Here is a 13,633-nt window from a genome sequence, read left to right as displayed (position 1 = left end):
TCACTCCCACCGCAACACGATCCCACGCCAAGCCTGTCGGATCGGCGAGGGCAGGACCGTCCTTGTCGGACTCGTCCGCGTTCGCGTGCAGCACAGGGATTGCAGAAGCCATGACGACATCGACCCAAGACGACCACAAGACCGGCGCGTCGGCGATACATAAGCCGGCCATCGTCTCGCCCAAGGACTGGGAGGCGGCCTGGACGGCCATGCTGGTCAAGGAGAAGGCCCAGACTCGCGCCCGCGACGCCTTGGCTGCCGAGCGCCGCCGCATGCCGTGGATGGCGGTGGAGAAGGACTATGTGTTCGACGGCCCGAACGGCAAGGTCAGTCTGCTGGACCTGTTCGAGGGCCGTCGCCAGCTGATCGTCTACCGCGCCTTCTTCGAGCCGGGTGTGCACGGCTGGCCCGAGCATGCCTGCCGAGGCTGCTCGCTGGGCGCCGATCAGGTCAGCCACCTGGCTCACCTCGACGCCCGCGACACGACCCTGGCCTATGTCTCGCGCGCGCCCCAGGCCGACATCGCGGCGCTGAAGGCCCGGATGGGCTGGAAGATGCCTTGGTACGCCCTGACCGACAGCTTCGACGCCGATTTCGGGGTCGACGAATGGCACGGCCACAACGTCTTCATCCGCGACGGCGATCGGATCTTCCGCACCTACTTCGTGAATGTCCGCGGCGACGAGGCGCTGGGCACGGTCTGGAGCTATCTCGACATCACTCCGCTGGGCCGCCAGGAGATCTGGGAGGACTCGCCCGAGGGCTATCCCCAGACCGCGCCGTACCAGTGGTGGAACTGGCACGACAGCTACGTCGAGGGCGCGGCGCCCGACCAGCGCTGGGTCGAGATCTCCGACGCCGGCCAGACCTGGAAGGAAGACTGATCATGGCGCGCCGTCTTGTCCGGCTGTCGCGCTGGCTGGCCTTGGCGGCGACGCCGACCTTCACGGCGATGGCGCTCTGGACCGTCATCGCCGAAGCGGGCGCGCCACGGATGATCTGCTCCGTGGTCGCGCCCGCGCCGCTGACGGGCATGGTCCCGATGTACCTGCTGATGGCGGTGTTCCACCTGCCGTGCTGGGTGCGCCTGCTGAGGCGGCGAGCTTAGGCCGCCGTCTTCTTCCGCAGGCGCGCCAGGCGGCGCAGGCGACGCCAGAAGCGCGTCTTCTCCGGCTCCGGATAGGGCTGGAGGTTGCGGTAGAATTCCTCGGCGCAGGAGCGCCAGGAGAACTTCTCGGCGAACTTGCGGACCACGACGCGGTCCAGGTCCAGGCACGCCAGGCAGGCTTCCTTGAGGCCATCGGTCTGGCCGGGGGCCAGGACGCCGGCGTTGGAGCCGGGGATGATGTCCACCGGACCTGGAGCCGAGAACGCCGCCACGGGCACGCCGGCGGCCATGGCCTCCAGGATCACGAGGCCGAAGGTGTCGGTCAGCGACGGGAAGCAGAAGACGTCCGCGCCGCCGAAGTAACGGGCCAGCTCGTCGCCGAACTTGGCGCCCAGGAACTTCACTTCGGGATATTTCTCGGCCAGCTCTTCAAGCTGGGGGCCGGCGCCGATCACCACCTTGGTGCCCGGCAGGTCCAGGCTGGCGAAGGCCTCGATGTTCTTCTCGACGGCCACGCGGCCGACATTGAGGAAGATCGGACGGGCCAAGCCCTCGAACGGGTCGGGGGCGCCTTCTTCGCGCGGCTTGAAGATGTCGGTGTCGACGCCGCGCGACCAGGGCGACAGGTTGCGGAAGCCATGCTTGGCCAGCTCGTCGCGCATGGTCGGCGTGGCCACCATCAGGCGGCCCGACGGCTTGTGGAACCAGCGCATGTAGGTGTAGCCGGCCGCTAGCGGCAGCGGCAGGCGGGCCGAGACGTATTCGGGGAACTTGGTGTGGTAGCTGGTCGTGAACGGCAGCTTCCACTCCAGGCAGATCCGACGCGCGGCCAGGCCGATCGGACCTTCAGTGGCGATGTGGATCGCCTCGGGCTCGAACAGCTTGAAGCGCTCCTGCACCGGCTCATAGGCGCCGATGGCCAGCTTGATCTCGGGATAGGTTGGCAGCGGGAAGGTCGGAAACTGTTCCGGGCTGACGATGTCGACGACATGGCCCATCGCGCGCAGTTCCTGCGTCACGCGGCTCAGGGTGCGCACCACCCCGTTGACTTGAGGTTCCCAGGCGTCGGTAGCAAGCAGAATTCGCATCAGGCGGCGGCGGGCTCCGGCAACGGCTCTTCGATCCCGTCAGCGGTTGAAGCGGTGGTTGAACGCGCGCGGTCGATCACCGACCATGACCGCAGCTTGGCCCATTCCAGGATCTCGAGATGGCCGTCGGCGTGCTCGGCCAGGGCCGTGCAGCTTTCGACCCAGTCGCCGTCGTTGATGTAGCGGATGCCGTCGATGTCACGCATCTCGGCCTTGTGGATGTGACCACAGATCACGCCGTCCACCCCCCGACGCCGAGCTTCGTCGGCCACGGCGGCCTCGAAGTTCTCGATGAAATGCAACGCGTTCTTCACCTTGACCTTCAGATAGGCCGACAGACTCCAGTAGCCGAACCCCAGGCGACGCCGCAGGCGGTTCACCACAGTGTTCAGCATGAGGATGGTTCTATAGGACCAATCCCCGAGGAAGGCGAGCCACTTGGCGTGCTGGACGACGCCGTCGAACTCGTCGCCGTGGACAACCAGGTAGCGCTTGCCGTCGGCGGTCTCGTGGATCACGTCGCGGGCGACGATGACGCCGCCGAAGTGGACGCCGCAGAAGTCACGGATGCGGTCGTCGTGGTTGCCGGGGACGTAGATCACCTCGGTGCCCTTGCGGGCCATGCGCAGGATCTTCTGGACCACGTCGTTGTGGGCCTGGGGCCAGAACCAGCCGCTGCGCAGTTTCCAGCCGTCGATGATATCGCCGACCAGATACAGCTTTTCGCACTCGATATGCCGGATGAAGTCCAGCAGCAGCTCGGCCTGGCAGCCGCGCGTGCCCAGGTGCAGGTCGCTGATGAAGACGGAACGGTAGCGGCGAACGGCGACGTCGGCGCTCATGGTCGAACCCCCGTTGAGATGCCGTCAGATCGTTCCGTCCCCGGATCGGAAGATAGCGGCCAACGGCTGGCGATTAAGCTGATTGCGTGTCGCTTTAATGAAATGGGCGTGCGGCCGATTTGCCGTTGTCGCGGCGAAGCTTCTGTTGCGTCTGCCCGTGAACTGCTCAATTTCAGCGCAGTCGTCAAAAAACTGGACGCAATAGCAACCCCTTTTGCCGCTTGGGGTTGGGCTAGCTGTTGCGGTGCAACATCCATCGCACTAAGTCACCCCGATGGACGCCGCCCGCCTCGCCAAGGATACCCCCAAGTCGCAGAAGACCCGTGCGCGGATTCTGGACCAGGCCATGCGTCTGATCGCCGAGATCGGCTATCACGCCGCCACCAACCCGGCGATCGCCGACGCGGCCGGCCTGACGCGCGGGGCGATGCTCTATCACTTCCCGACCCGCGAGGCCCTCGTCGAGGCCGCCGTGGCCCATATCCAGGCCGAGCGCTCGACCCTGTTCCGCACCGCCGCCGGCAGCCTGCCCAGCGGCGCCGACGTCACCGAGCACGCGATCGACAGCTATTGGGACCTGCTGCACTCGGCGCCGTTCGTGGCGTTCGCCGAGCTGGAGGCCGCCGGTCGCACCGACCCGGCCATCCACGCCCTGCTGGCCCCGGCCCAGGCCGAGTTTGACCGCGCCCAGGCGGGCGACGACCTGGTTAAGATCCTGCACGCCGGCGCCGGCCCGCGCTTCCAGGCCAGCCGCGATCTGGCCCGGTTCATGCTGGAAGGCCTGGCGCGCTCGACCCTGACCTACGACAAGGACGGCCGGAAGGAGCGCCTGCTGCAGGTCATCAAGCGCGCCACCCACATGCTGAACCGCAAGGGCGACATTCAGGACCTCTGGCCGGAATAGGTCTCAGCTCTTCCGGGTGATCTCGATCGCCTGCCAGGCCGCATTGGGGCCTTGGCCGTCGGGATCGAAGCTGTAGTGCACGGCGCGCCAGTCCTGGCCGACCACGCGATGCCAGCCGACGGCGCTCCAGCCTTCCGGGAAGTTCAGCGGACCCCGGAAGTCGGGCAGGCTGAGCGGCGAGCCCAGCACCTTCACATAGCGCAGCTGCTTTTCCATCGCGGCCTGATCGACCGACTGGAAATAGACCCGGCAGAACGACGTGCCCGTATAATCCCCGACCGCCAGTATGACCGATTGGCCGGCGATCTGGCCGCGACGCACATCGGCGTATTGGATCAGTTCCTTGCCGCGAAGCAGCGTCGGGATCGCGTCGCCCTGCAGGCGCTCCCAGCCCTCGATCCGGACCTTGCGCAGCATCTCGCCATGATCGGCCGACTTGATGCAGACGTCGCCGAACGCTTCCAGCGGGCTGTAATAGTCGGCCGCGACCGTCGTGGCGGCGGCGCGGACGTGGTTCAGCTGGAGGACGCCCACCGCCGCCACGGCGATGGCGGCGCCCAGGAGTGACAGCGTGCGACGATCGGTTTTCATAACCGAAAGTTGAGCCACGACGCCGGCTCGCCGTCAACCGGAGAGCTTCTTACCCAGCACCTGGCGGATGCGTTTGGCGTCTTCCTCGGAGAGCTCGCCTAGCATGCCGCGGACGCCCTCTGGCAGGTGCGCCGTCGCCGTGTCGGGATCGCCGAACACATAGTGGTCGAACGTGCTCTTCCAGGCCGCCCGCTGATGCGGCGGCAAGGCGCGCAGCGCCAGCACCGCGTGCAGGAAGGCGTCCATGGCCTGGCCGCGTCCGGCGGGCGCGTTGGCCCACCAGTAGTTGGTCAGCAGGTTCACCGGCTCCAGCGAGCGCACGTGGTGCCACCACAGGTACGGGATGTAGAGCGCGTCGCCGGGCTCCAGCTCGACGACCTCGGAGACCTCCAGCGCTCGGGCGAAGTTGGGGTAGCGCTCCAGGTCCGGTTCATCGAACGAGACCATGCTGATCGGCGGACCGCCGGGGGTCTTTTCGAACGGGCCGATATAGAGGTCGGCGACGGCCTCTGGCGGGAACAGGGTGAAACGGCGGCGGCCGGCGACCACGCAGGCCAGGTTCTCGTACGGATCCTGGTGGGCGGCGACGATCACCCGGTTGCCCAGCCACAGTAGCGGCTCGACCTCGGGCGCCAGCAGCGGCGAGACGTTCTCGGCGGCGAAGCCGGGCAGATGGGCGCGGGTCGAGATCGATTGGGCCGCCAGGGTCGCCGGGTTCTCGACCTCGCGATTGGCCAGCAGGAACTCGAAGCTCTTGGAGAGGCGCGCGCGGCCGCCCTGGAAGTTAAAGCCCGACAGGTCGTCATTGTAGAAGAACCGGCCGCCGACCTCGGGCGGGACGACCAACGTGCCGACCGGCTCCTGGCGGTCGAAGCGAGCCAGGTAGTCGAACAGGGCCTCGTCGCTCTGGCGCGCGGCGGCGACGGCTGGCCAGTGGGACACCAGGCCCCGGAACACGACCGGCCGGGCGGCCGGGACGATCTCCGCGTGGAAGCGATCGGCGTCGATCGCGTTCATTTCGACTACAGGCATGACAGGTCACTGATCAGACGAGGTCTGACCAATAGGGCGTTCCCGCCAGCCCGCCTAGGCCTTGAGGGCTTTGGGCAGCACGGTCGCGAAGTAGTCCAGCTCGGCCGGGCTGGCGGTGCCGACGCGGATCCAGGTCGAGTGGGCCGGGCTGTCGAACACCCGCACCTCGACGCCCATCGCCGCTAGCGTCTTCTGGAAGGCCAGGTTCGGCTTGCCGCAATCGACGAAGACATAGGTGCCGTGCGAGGGCAGGTACTTCAGGCCATTGGCCTGGCAGATGGCGTAGATCTTCTTGCGGCAGCCTTCGAGATAGGCCTTCGCGCCGGCCAGATAGGGCTGGTCGCCATAGCAGGCCGCCGCAGCCGCCAGACCCGGGCGGCCCTTGTGGGTCGGGATCATGCTCTTCAGCGTCTTCACCCGGTCGGGGCGCGCGGCGATGAAGCCGACGCGGAGGCCGGCCATGCCGTAGACCTTGGAGAAGGTGCGGGCGACGATCACGTCGTGGCCGGCGCGGACCAGGTCCATCATCGAGTTGCGCACGGGATCGGGGCTGATCTCGATATAGGCCTCGTCGACGATCACCGGCCGGGTCTTGGCGACCTCGATGCAGAAGGCCCGCAAGGCGTCGGTGTCCAGCAGCAGGCCGGTCGGATTGTTGGGATTGCAGACATAGACCGCGCCGGCGTTGGTCGCCTGGGCGCGGGCGGCCAGGGCCGGCAGGTCGATCTGCTGGTCGGCGGCCAGCGGGACCCATTCCAGCTTGGCGCCCTGACGCTCGGCATAGAGCAGCGGCGTGGCGTAGCTGGGCTGGGCCGAGACCACGGGACCAGTCTTGCCGAACGCCGTCGACAGCAGCGACAGGGCCTCTAGCGAGCCGTTGCACAGGCCGACCTGCTCGGGCTTGAGGGCGTCGCGCTGGGCGATCAGCTTGACCAGCGGCGGTTCCAGCGCCCAGGCGTAGTAGGGCGTTTCCAGCAGGGCGTCGGCGGCGGCCTTGCGGGCGGCCGGGGCGGGGCCGAACGGGTTCTCGGTGACGCCCAGATGGGCGCGGATGGCCGGCGGGGCGGTCGGATCGACCGAGGTCTCGGCCCCTAAAACCAAGGAGGGGGCCAAAGAGGGCGCGAGGGCCGCGCCGCCGATCAGAAGTCCACGCCGGGTCGCATCCATGGGTCACGCTCCACTCGAAATCGGAGCCTAAGTGAAGCGCGACCGTGACATCCGCGCGACGGCGTCAGGTCGGACAGATTGGCAGGGCCGTCGTGAACTTGATCTGCTCCATCGCGAAGCTGGACGAGACGTCGGTGAGCGGGGCGGTAGCGATTAGGCGCTTGTAGAAGCGGTCATAGGCGGCGATGTCGCGGACCACGACCTTGAGCAGGTAGTCGACGTCGCCGCTCATCCGGTAGAACTCGACCACCTCCGGCAGGGCCTTGGCGCCGGCCGCGAAGGTCGTCAGCCAGTCCTCGTCGTGACGGCCGGTCTTCACCGCCACGAAGACGGTCAGGCCCAGATCCAGCGCCTCGCGATCGAGCAGCGCGACACGAGCGGTGATCACCCCGGCGTCCTGCAGGCGTTTGACCCGTTTCCAGCACGGCGTCTGGGTCAGGCCGACCCGCTCAGCGATGTCGGCGATCGCGACCGTGGCGTCCTCCTGGAGAATGGCCAGGATGCGCCGGTCGATTTGGTCGAGATCGATCATCTCCAGAACCCCGCAATCGAAGAATGGAATTCTCTCTACGCCGCGATCAGCGCGCAATCCAGTAATGCCTTTCTTCGAATCCTCGCCATCCTAGGGAGCCTCGGTAACCGCGCGAGGCGTCCATGGACCTGTCGTTCACCCGTCATCCCAAGTCGGTCGGCGAAAGCTACGGCGAGCACATGGGCGTGGCTTGGAGCTTTGGCTTCACCCTGCTGGGCGCGGGCCTGGCCTGCATCGTCCACGGCATCCTGCCCTTCGCCTTCGAGCGCACCGGCAGCCAGACGGTCCGCCGCCTGAACGAGCGCCTGTCGAACCGCTGCGCGCAGGCCGATTCCCATTCGGCCGACGCCCACTTCCCCCGCGGCGAAACCGTCCGGGGATGACCGCCGCCACGCTCAAGCTGAGTGCTGGCCGTCTCGGCCCCGGCCTGGTGGCCGGCGTGCTGCTGGCGGTGCTGGCCAAGCTGCTGGCCACGAGCCTGCACGCGCCCGCCCCGCTGATCGCGGTGGTGCTGGGCATGATGCTGGGCGCGCTGGGCCTGCAGGCGCAGCTGGGCGCGGGTCTCGATATCTTCGCCAAGCCGGGTCTGCGCCTGGGCGTGGCCATGATGGGCGCCCAGATCAGCTGGGCCGAATTCGCCGCCCTAGGCGGTCCGGCCATTCTGGCCAGCGGCGTCGTGGTGCTGGGCGGCCTGGCCATCGGCGCGGCTGCCGGCGTGGCCTTGGGCCTGCCGTTCGCCGAGGCCTTGATCGCGGCCGCCGCCTGTTCGATCTGCGGGGCCTCCGCTGCGCTCGCCGCATCGCAGGCCGCACCGGCCAGCCCCGCCAACCAGCGCACGACGGCCCTGGTCATTGTCGGCGTCAATCTGCTCTCGACCGTGGCCATGCTGGCCTATCCGCCGCTGGCCCACGCCCTGGGCCTGACCGCCCACCAGGCCGGGGTGTTCTTCGGTCTTTCGATCCATGACGTCGCCCAGGTGGCGGGCGCGGGGGCCTCGGTGTCGCCCGAGACCGCCAGCACGGCGGCGCTGGCCAAGCTGGCCCGCATCGTCTGGCTGGGCCCGGCGGTGATGCTGATCGGCTTCATGCTGATGCGCAGCAAGGAGGGCGGCGGCGTCGTCTCGGGCATCAAGGCTCCGCCGCTGTTCGTGCTGGGCTTCTTCGCCCTGGCCGGGGCGCGGGCGCTGAACCTGATCCCCGCCGCCATGGTCTCCACCCTGATGGCCTGCTCCAGCTTCCTGCTGCTGGCCGGCGTTGGCGCGATCTCGGCCAAGCTCGGTCCCAAGGCCCTGCTGGAGGTCAAGCCGAAGCTGGCCCTGATGCTGGGAACGGTCACAGTCGCCGTCGCCGTGCTGGCCTACGCCCTGACGAGAATTTTCTTCTAACATTCAAGGCTTGGCTGGGCACGAAACCCGCTTCATGGTCCCGACACGAGTCGGAGGGACCCTAAAGTGAGCTTCTGGACGCGCCGCAAGGCGATCGACACCATCACCGCCGGACACGCGGACAGCCATCAACTGAAAAAGACCCTGAGCTGGTACCATCTGGTCGCGCTGGGTGTCGGGGCCATCGTCGGCACCGGCATCTACACCCTGACCGGCGTGGGCGCGGGCCTGGCCGGGCCCGGCGTGATCCTGTCGTTCCTGATCGCCGGCGCGGTCTGCGCCTGCGCCGCGCTCTGCTACGCCGAGCTGTCGACCATGATGCCGGCGGCGGGCAGCGCCTACACCTACAGCTACGCGGCCATGGGCGAGCCGGTCGCCTGGTTCGTCGGCTGGAGCCTGATCCTGGAATACACGCTGGTCTGCGCGGCCGTGGCGGTGGGCTGGTCGGCCCACGCCCATGGCCTGTTCGCGGCCGCCGGCTTCCCCGACTATCTGCTGGCCGGCCCGCACCAGGGCGGCGTGGTCAACCTGCCGGCCGTGATCATCTCGATGGCGGTGGCGGGCCTCCTGGCCCTGGGCACCCGCGAGAGCGCCACGGTCAACATGATCCTGGTGTTCGTGAAGATCATCGCCCTGGCCGTGTTCGTGGCCCTGTGCCTGCCGGCCTTCGACGCCAGCCACTTCACGCCGTTCATGCCCAACGGCTTCCAGGCCCATACCCCCGCCGGCGCCGGCCCGGACGCCGCCAAGATCGGCGTCATGGCCGCCGCCAGCCTGATCTTCTTCGCCTTCTACGGCTTCGACGCGGTGTCGACCGCCGCCGAGGAGACCAAGAACCCCAAGCGCGACCTGACCATCGGCATCGTCGGCTCGATGGCCGCCTGCACGGCGATCTATATGATCGTCGCCGCCGTCGCGATCGGGGCCTCGCGCGCCGAGGTGTTCTCCAAGAGCGAGGCACCGCTGGTCTTCATTCTGGAAAGCCTGCAGCAGCCCCGCGTCGCCCAGCTGGTGGCCCTGGCCGCCGTCATCGCCCTGCCGACCGTGATCCTGGCCTTCATGTATGGCCAGAGCCGGATCTTCTTCGTCATGGCCCGCGACGGCCTGCTGCCGCGCGCCCTGTCGCGGGTGAACGCCAAGACCGGCACGCCGGTGGTCATGACCCTGCTGACCGGCGCCCTGTCGGCGGTGCTGTCGGGCTTCCTGTCGTTGAAGGACATCGCCGAGCTGGCCAATGCCGGCACGCTGGCGGCGTTCATCGCCGTGGGCGCCTCGGTGATCGTGCTGCGCCGGCGCGAGCCGAACCGTCCCCGGGTCTTCTCGACCCCCGCGTGGCAGATCGTGGCCCCGGCCGGCATCCTGGGGTGCCTCTATCTGTTCTACAGCCTGCCGGCCAAGACCCAGATCTACTTCCTGTTCGCCCACATCATCGGGGCGGTGGTCTATGTCGCCTACGGCATGCGCAAGAGCGTGCTGGCTCAGCAGGAGAAAGCCTAGGCTTCCATTCTCGGGGGCCATCGCTACAGTCGGCTTCAAAACAAGCGTTTGAAGTCGGGAGAAGAAGCGCATGGCCCTCGATCTGGAAACCCGCGAGCAGCTGCTCGAGACGGTGGCGCGTTTCGTGGCCGAGCGCCTGCGCCCCATCGAGGCCAAGGTCGCCGAGGACGACGCCGTCCCGGCCGACGTGATCGAGGAGATGAAGGCCCTCGGCCTCTTCGGCCTCTCCATCCCCGAGGAATACGGTGGCCTCGGCCTCAACATGGAGGAAGAGGCGCTGGTGGCCATCGAGCTGGGCCGCGCTTCGCCGGCCTTCCGCTCGGTGTTCGGCACCAATGTCGGCATCGGCAGCCAGGGGCTGGTGATGTTCGGCAACGACGCCCAGAAGGCCAAGTGGCTGGAGGGCATCGCGTCGGGCGAGACCATCACCTCTTTCGCCCTGACCGAGCCGGAAGCCGGCTCCGACAGCGCCGCCGTGCAGACCCGCGCTACGCTGGACGGCGACCACTACGTCCTGAACGGCGGCAAGCGCTTCATCACCAATGCCGGCAAGGCCTCGCTGTTCACGGTGATGGCCCGCACCAACCCTGACGTGAAGGGCGGGGGCGGGGTCTCGGCCTTCCTGGTGCCGAGCGGCCTGCCCGGCCTGTCGGTCAGCAAGCCCGAGAAGAAGATGGGCCAGCAGGGCGCCCACATCCACGACGTCACCTTCGACAATGTCCGCGTGCCGGTCGAGAATCGCCTGGGCGAGGAGGGCGAGGGCTTCAAGGTCGCCATGCAGGTGCTGGATCGCGGCCGCCTGCACATCGCCGCCGTCTGCGTGGGCGTGGCCGAGCGGCTGATCGCCGACTGCGTGGCCTATGCGTCCGAGCGCAAGCAGTTCGGCCAGCCGATCGCCAGCTTCCAGCTGATCCAGGCGATGATCGCCGACAGCAAGACCGAGGCCCTGGCCGCGAAAGCCCTGGTGCTCGACACCGCCCGCAAGCGCGACGCCGGCGTGGGCGTCACCCTGGAGGCGGCGGCGTCCAAGCTGTTCGCCTCGGAGATGGTCGGGCGGGTCGCCGATCGGGCCGTGCAAGTGTTTGGCGGGGCCGGCTATGTCGCCGACTATGGAATCGAGCGGCTGTACCGCGACGTGCGGATCTTCCGCATCTACGAGGGCACCAGCCAGATCCAGCAGCTGGTCATCGCCCGCGAAACCCTGAAACGGGGAGGCTAGGGGGCCTCGAAACTGCGGCAGGATGTCGCAAGTCTAGCCGTGCGCGCATGCCGCATGGGGGGTGAATTCCTCAGTCCCTGCAAAGGTTTTCAAGAACATCGCTATCCGGTTGTGCGCACTCTCGGTTGCGCGGTGTGCGTCACCTTGCCGCCCGGCCGGCGCGAATATTTAAGTTGGCATTAAGCATGCCAGACGAGCCTGCTCCCGCATTTTGAAACGGGGGCGGCTTTGAGCCAGGATCACGCGATCAACGAACGAGTGGCGTTCATGGGCCTGGACGCCAAGGCGCGCGGCGCCCTGCGTGATCTGCAGCCCGTCATCCGCAAGAATATCGGCCCGGCGCTGGACGCCTTCTACGCCAAGGTCCGCTCGACCCCCGAGACCCGCAAGTTCTTCGGCGACGAAAAGCACATGCAGGCCGCCTCGGGCCGCCAGCAGACCCACTGGGACGTGATCTCGCGCGCCGAGTTCGACGACACCTATGTCAACGCCGTGCGCACCATCGGCCAGACCCACGCCCGCATCGGCCTGGAGCCGCGCTGGTACATCGGCGGCTACGCGGTGGTCAGCGAGCACCTGATCCGCGCCGTGATCGACGAGCAATGGCCCAAGGGCTTCATGGCCAAGGGCGATCCCGCCAAGGCCGGCGACGCCGTCAGCGCCCTGATGAAGGCGGTCATGTTGGACATGGATTTCGCCATCTCGATCTATCTGGAGACCATCGAGGCCGAGCGCGTGCGCCTGGAAAGCGTGCGCCTGGCCAACGAGGCCAGCCAGAAGGCCGTCGTCCAGGCGCTGGGTGAGGCCCTCGACCGTCTGGCTCACGGCGATCTGGTCGGTCGCCTCAACACCGAGGTCACGCCCGAATTCCAGAAGCTGAAGGATGACTTCAACAACGCCGTCGGCATTCTTGAGGGCGCGATGAGCCGCGTCTCGGAAGCCACCAACGGCATCCGCTCGGGCACGGACGAGATCGGCGCCGCCGCCGACGACCTGTCGCGCCGCACCGAGCAGCAGGCCGCCAGCCTGGAAGAGACCGCCGCCGCCTTGGACGAGATCACCTCGACCGTCCGCCGCACCGCGTCGGGCGCCAAGCAGGCCCAGGACGTGGTCGCCGGCGCCAAGGCCGAGGCCGAGAAGTCGGGCGCCGTCGTCGACCAGGCCGTCTCGGCCATGGGTGAGATCGAAACCAGCTCGCGCTCGATCGGCAACATCATCGGGGTGATCGACGAGATCGCCTTCCAGACCAACCTTCTGGCCCTGAACGCCGGCGTTGAAGCCGCGCGCGCGGGTGAAGCTGGTCGCGGCTTCGCGGTCGTGGCGCAGGAAGTGCGGGCTCTCGCCCAGCGTTCGGCCGACGCGGCCAAGGAGATCAAGACCCTGATCGCCAACTCGACCGCCCAGGTCGATCGCGGCGTGGGGCTGGTGGGCCAGACCGGCGAGGCCCTGCGCGGGATCGTCGCCAAGGTGGCCGAGATCGACGACCTGATCGTCCAGATCTCGTCCTCGGCTCAGGAACAGGCCCAAGGCCTGAACGAGGTGAACACGGCCGTCAATCAGATGGACCAGGTCACCCAACAGAACGCCGCCATGGTGGAGCAGACGACGGCCGCGACCCATTCCCTCAAGGGTCAGACCGCCGAACTGATCAAGCAGGTGGCCACTTTCCGTGTGTCTGGCGCCTCGACGCCGGTCGCCGTGAGCAAGCCCGAGCCCACGCGCGCCGCGCCGCTGCCTGCGCGTCCTGTCGCCCGTCCCGCTGTTCGTCCGGGCGCCTCGGCCCCGGTCGCTCGTGGCAATGCCGCCGTGGCGATCAAGGACGAGTGGGAAGAGTTCTGAGGCATAGATTAGAGCGCCGACGTGTTCTGTAGCGCCCAAACAGCAGAACGCCCCCGCCGAACCAGTCGGCGAGGGCGTTTTGTTTCCCCCGAAAGGAGGGCGCGTAGCTTACGCGCCGCCCGGGAAGCGGAACGGAACCTTCACGGTGCCGGTCTTGGCGCCCATCGGGAGCTTTTCGGCGATGCACATCGCGGCCTTGTCGAAGCCCTTACCGGCGGCGCTGTTGTCGACGACCTTGCAGTCCGACAGCTTGCCGTCAGCGGCGTTGCACTCGAGCATCACTTGCGCGGCGTCGCGGGTGTTCGCGAACTGCTGCAGGCAACGGCCCATTTGGTCTTCGAAACCGCCGGCGGCCGAAGCGGCCTGAGCGACGAAAAAGCTGCCAGCGATTCCCGCGGCAATAGCGATCGGATATTTCATCCCGCTGCTC

The 13,633-nt window shown here is 67.7% G+C and carries 15 protein-coding genes; 8 read left to right on the top strand and 7 right to left on the bottom strand.

What is annotated here, in order from left to right:
* The first annotated feature begins 110 nt into the window (after positions 1-110).
* Positions 111-884, top strand: coding sequence for a DUF899 domain-containing protein (locus tag AC1RRR_RS19625; protein WP_492815562.1), 774 nt, complete (start codon positions 111-113; stop codon positions 882-884).
* Between the two features lie 2 nt (positions 885-886).
* The gene (locus tag AC1RRR_RS19620) at positions 887-1,108 is read left to right on the top strand and encodes a hypothetical protein (protein WP_492815561.1); all 222 of its coding nucleotides are present in this window, start codon (positions 887-889) and stop codon (positions 1,106-1,108) included.
* Here AC1RRR_RS19620 and AC1RRR_RS19615 read toward each other — a convergent pair.
* Both AC1RRR_RS19615 and AC1RRR_RS19610 read right to left on the bottom strand, forming a co-directional pair.
* The gene (locus tag AC1RRR_RS19615; protein WP_454718067.1) at positions 1,105-2,196 is read right to left on the bottom strand and encodes a glycosyltransferase family 4 protein; all 1,092 of its coding nucleotides are present in this window, start codon (positions 2,194-2,196) and stop codon (positions 1,105-1,107) included. The genes AC1RRR_RS19620 and AC1RRR_RS19615 overlap by 4 nt on opposite strands.
* Positions 2,196-3,038, bottom strand: a complete 843-nt coding sequence (locus tag AC1RRR_RS19610; RefSeq protein ID WP_454718066.1) for a UDP-2,3-diacylglucosamine diphosphatase — start codon at positions 3,036-3,038, stop codon at positions 2,196-2,198. The genes AC1RRR_RS19615 and AC1RRR_RS19610 overlap by 1 nt, the downstream gene beginning before the upstream one ends.
* Before the next feature lie 274 nt (positions 3,039-3,312).
* On the opposite strand from AC1RRR_RS19610, the gene AC1RRR_RS19605 reads away from it, so the two are divergent.
* Positions 3,313-3,942, top strand: a complete 630-nt coding sequence (locus AC1RRR_RS19605) for a TetR/AcrR family transcriptional regulator (RefSeq protein ID WP_492815560.1) — start codon at positions 3,313-3,315, stop codon at positions 3,940-3,942.
* Positions 3,943-3,945: 3 nt separating this feature from the next.
* On the opposite strand, the gene AC1RRR_RS19600 is transcribed toward AC1RRR_RS19605, so the two are convergent.
* The 4 genes from AC1RRR_RS19600 to AC1RRR_RS19585 form a co-directional block, all read right to left on the bottom strand.
* Complete coding sequence (locus AC1RRR_RS19600; protein ID WP_492815559.1) at positions 3,946-4,533, bottom strand: hypothetical protein; 588 nt, start codon at positions 4,531-4,533, stop codon at positions 3,946-3,948.
* A gap of 33 nt (positions 4,534-4,566) precedes the next feature.
* Positions 4,567-5,550 carry a cupin-like domain-containing protein gene (locus AC1RRR_RS19595; protein ID WP_492815558.1) on the bottom strand — a complete coding sequence of 328 codons (984 nt, stop codon included), beginning with the start codon at positions 5,548-5,550 and terminating at the stop codon, positions 4,567-4,569.
* Positions 5,551-5,619: 69 nt separating this feature from the next.
* Positions 5,620-6,732, bottom strand: coding sequence for a pyridoxal phosphate-dependent aminotransferase (locus AC1RRR_RS19590; protein ID WP_492815557.1), 1,113 nt, complete (start codon positions 6,730-6,732; stop codon positions 5,620-5,622).
* Between the two features lie 64 nt (positions 6,733-6,796).
* A complete protein-coding gene (locus tag AC1RRR_RS19585) occupies positions 6,797-7,264 on the bottom strand; it encodes an Lrp/AsnC family transcriptional regulator (protein WP_492815556.1) in 468 nt (155 codons plus the stop codon).
* A gap of 122 nt (positions 7,265-7,386) precedes the next feature.
* Here AC1RRR_RS19585 and AC1RRR_RS19580 point away from each other — a divergent pair, with 122 nt between their 5' ends.
* From AC1RRR_RS19580 to AC1RRR_RS19560, 5 genes are all read left to right on the top strand, one after another.
* Entirely contained in the window at positions 7,387-7,647 is a 261-nt protein-coding gene (locus AC1RRR_RS19580; protein WP_492815555.1) for a DUF6356 family protein, read from the top strand.
* The gene (locus AC1RRR_RS19575; RefSeq protein ID WP_492815554.1) at positions 7,644-8,648 is read left to right on the top strand and encodes a putative sulfate exporter family transporter; all 1,005 of its coding nucleotides are present in this window, start codon (positions 7,644-7,646) and stop codon (positions 8,646-8,648) included. The genes AC1RRR_RS19580 and AC1RRR_RS19575 overlap by 4 nt, the downstream gene beginning before the upstream one ends.
* Positions 8,649-8,714: 66 nt before the next feature.
* Positions 8,715-10,145, top strand: coding sequence for an amino acid permease (locus AC1RRR_RS19570; protein ID WP_492815553.1), 1,431 nt, complete (start codon positions 8,715-8,717; stop codon positions 10,143-10,145).
* A 70-nt stretch (positions 10,146-10,215) separates the two neighbouring features.
* Complete coding sequence (locus AC1RRR_RS19565) at positions 10,216-11,364, top strand: acyl-CoA dehydrogenase family protein (protein WP_454718055.1); 1,149 nt, start codon at positions 10,216-10,218, stop codon at positions 11,362-11,364.
* Positions 11,365-11,592: 228 nt separating this feature from the next.
* Positions 11,593-13,203: a methyl-accepting chemotaxis protein gene (locus tag AC1RRR_RS19560; RefSeq protein WP_492815552.1), complete on the top strand. Its 1,611-nt coding sequence runs from the start codon at positions 11,593-11,595 to the stop codon at positions 13,201-13,203.
* A gap of 108 nt (positions 13,204-13,311) precedes the next feature.
* Here the strand turns inward: AC1RRR_RS19560 and AC1RRR_RS19555 are convergent, their stop codons facing one another.
* Positions 13,312-13,623: a hypothetical protein gene (locus AC1RRR_RS19555; RefSeq protein WP_066686217.1), complete on the bottom strand. Its 312-nt coding sequence runs from the start codon at positions 13,621-13,623 to the stop codon at positions 13,312-13,314.
* Positions 13,624-13,633: the final 10 nt, after the last annotated feature.

It is taken from the genome of Caulobacter sp. GW821-FHT12D05, from assembly GCF_058807295.1.
This window is presented reverse-complemented; position numbering and strand designations above follow the sequence as displayed.

What these genes read in the sequence shown, in the direction of transcription:
- AC1RRR_RS19565 (WP_454718055.1), top strand. Translation starts at nt 10,216, where the DNA reads ATGGCCCTCGATCTGGAAACCCGCGAGCAGCTGCTCGAGACGGTGGCG.
- AC1RRR_RS19600 (WP_492815559.1), bottom strand. Translation starts at nt 4,533, where the DNA reads ATGAAAACCGATCGTCGCACGCTGTCACTCCTGGGCGCCGCCATCGCC.
- AC1RRR_RS19585 (WP_492815556.1), bottom strand. Translation starts at nt 7,264, where the DNA reads ATGATCGATCTCGACCAAATCGACCGGCGCATCCTGGCCATTCTCCAG.
- AC1RRR_RS19575 (WP_492815554.1), top strand. Translation starts at nt 7,644, where the DNA reads ATGACCGCCGCCACGCTCAAGCTGAGTGCTGGCCGTCTCGGCCCCGGC.
- AC1RRR_RS19590 (WP_492815557.1), bottom strand. Translation starts at nt 6,732, where the DNA reads ATGGATGCGACCCGGCGTGGACTTCTGATCGGCGGCGCGGCCCTCGCG.
- AC1RRR_RS19615 (WP_454718067.1), bottom strand. Translation starts at nt 2,196, where the DNA reads ATGCGAATTCTGCTTGCTACCGACGCCTGGGAACCTCAAGTCAACGGG.
- AC1RRR_RS19555 (WP_066686217.1), bottom strand. Translation starts at nt 13,623, where the DNA reads ATGAAATATCCGATCGCTATTGCCGCGGGAATCGCTGGCAGCTTTTTC.
- AC1RRR_RS19620 (WP_492815561.1), top strand. Translation starts at nt 887, where the DNA reads ATGGCGCGCCGTCTTGTCCGGCTGTCGCGCTGGCTGGCCTTGGCGGCG.
- AC1RRR_RS19625 (WP_492815562.1), top strand. Translation starts at nt 111, where the DNA reads ATGACGACATCGACCCAAGACGACCACAAGACCGGCGCGTCGGCGATA.
- AC1RRR_RS19605 (WP_492815560.1), top strand. Translation starts at nt 3,313, where the DNA reads ATGGACGCCGCCCGCCTCGCCAAGGATACCCCCAAGTCGCAGAAGACC.
- AC1RRR_RS19610 (WP_454718066.1), bottom strand. Translation starts at nt 3,038, where the DNA reads ATGAGCGCCGACGTCGCCGTTCGCCGCTACCGTTCCGTCTTCATCAGC.
- AC1RRR_RS19580 (WP_492815555.1), top strand. Translation starts at nt 7,387, where the DNA reads ATGGACCTGTCGTTCACCCGTCATCCCAAGTCGGTCGGCGAAAGCTAC.
- AC1RRR_RS19595 (WP_492815558.1), bottom strand. Translation starts at nt 5,550, where the DNA reads ATGAACGCGATCGACGCCGATCGCTTCCACGCGGAGATCGTCCCGGCC.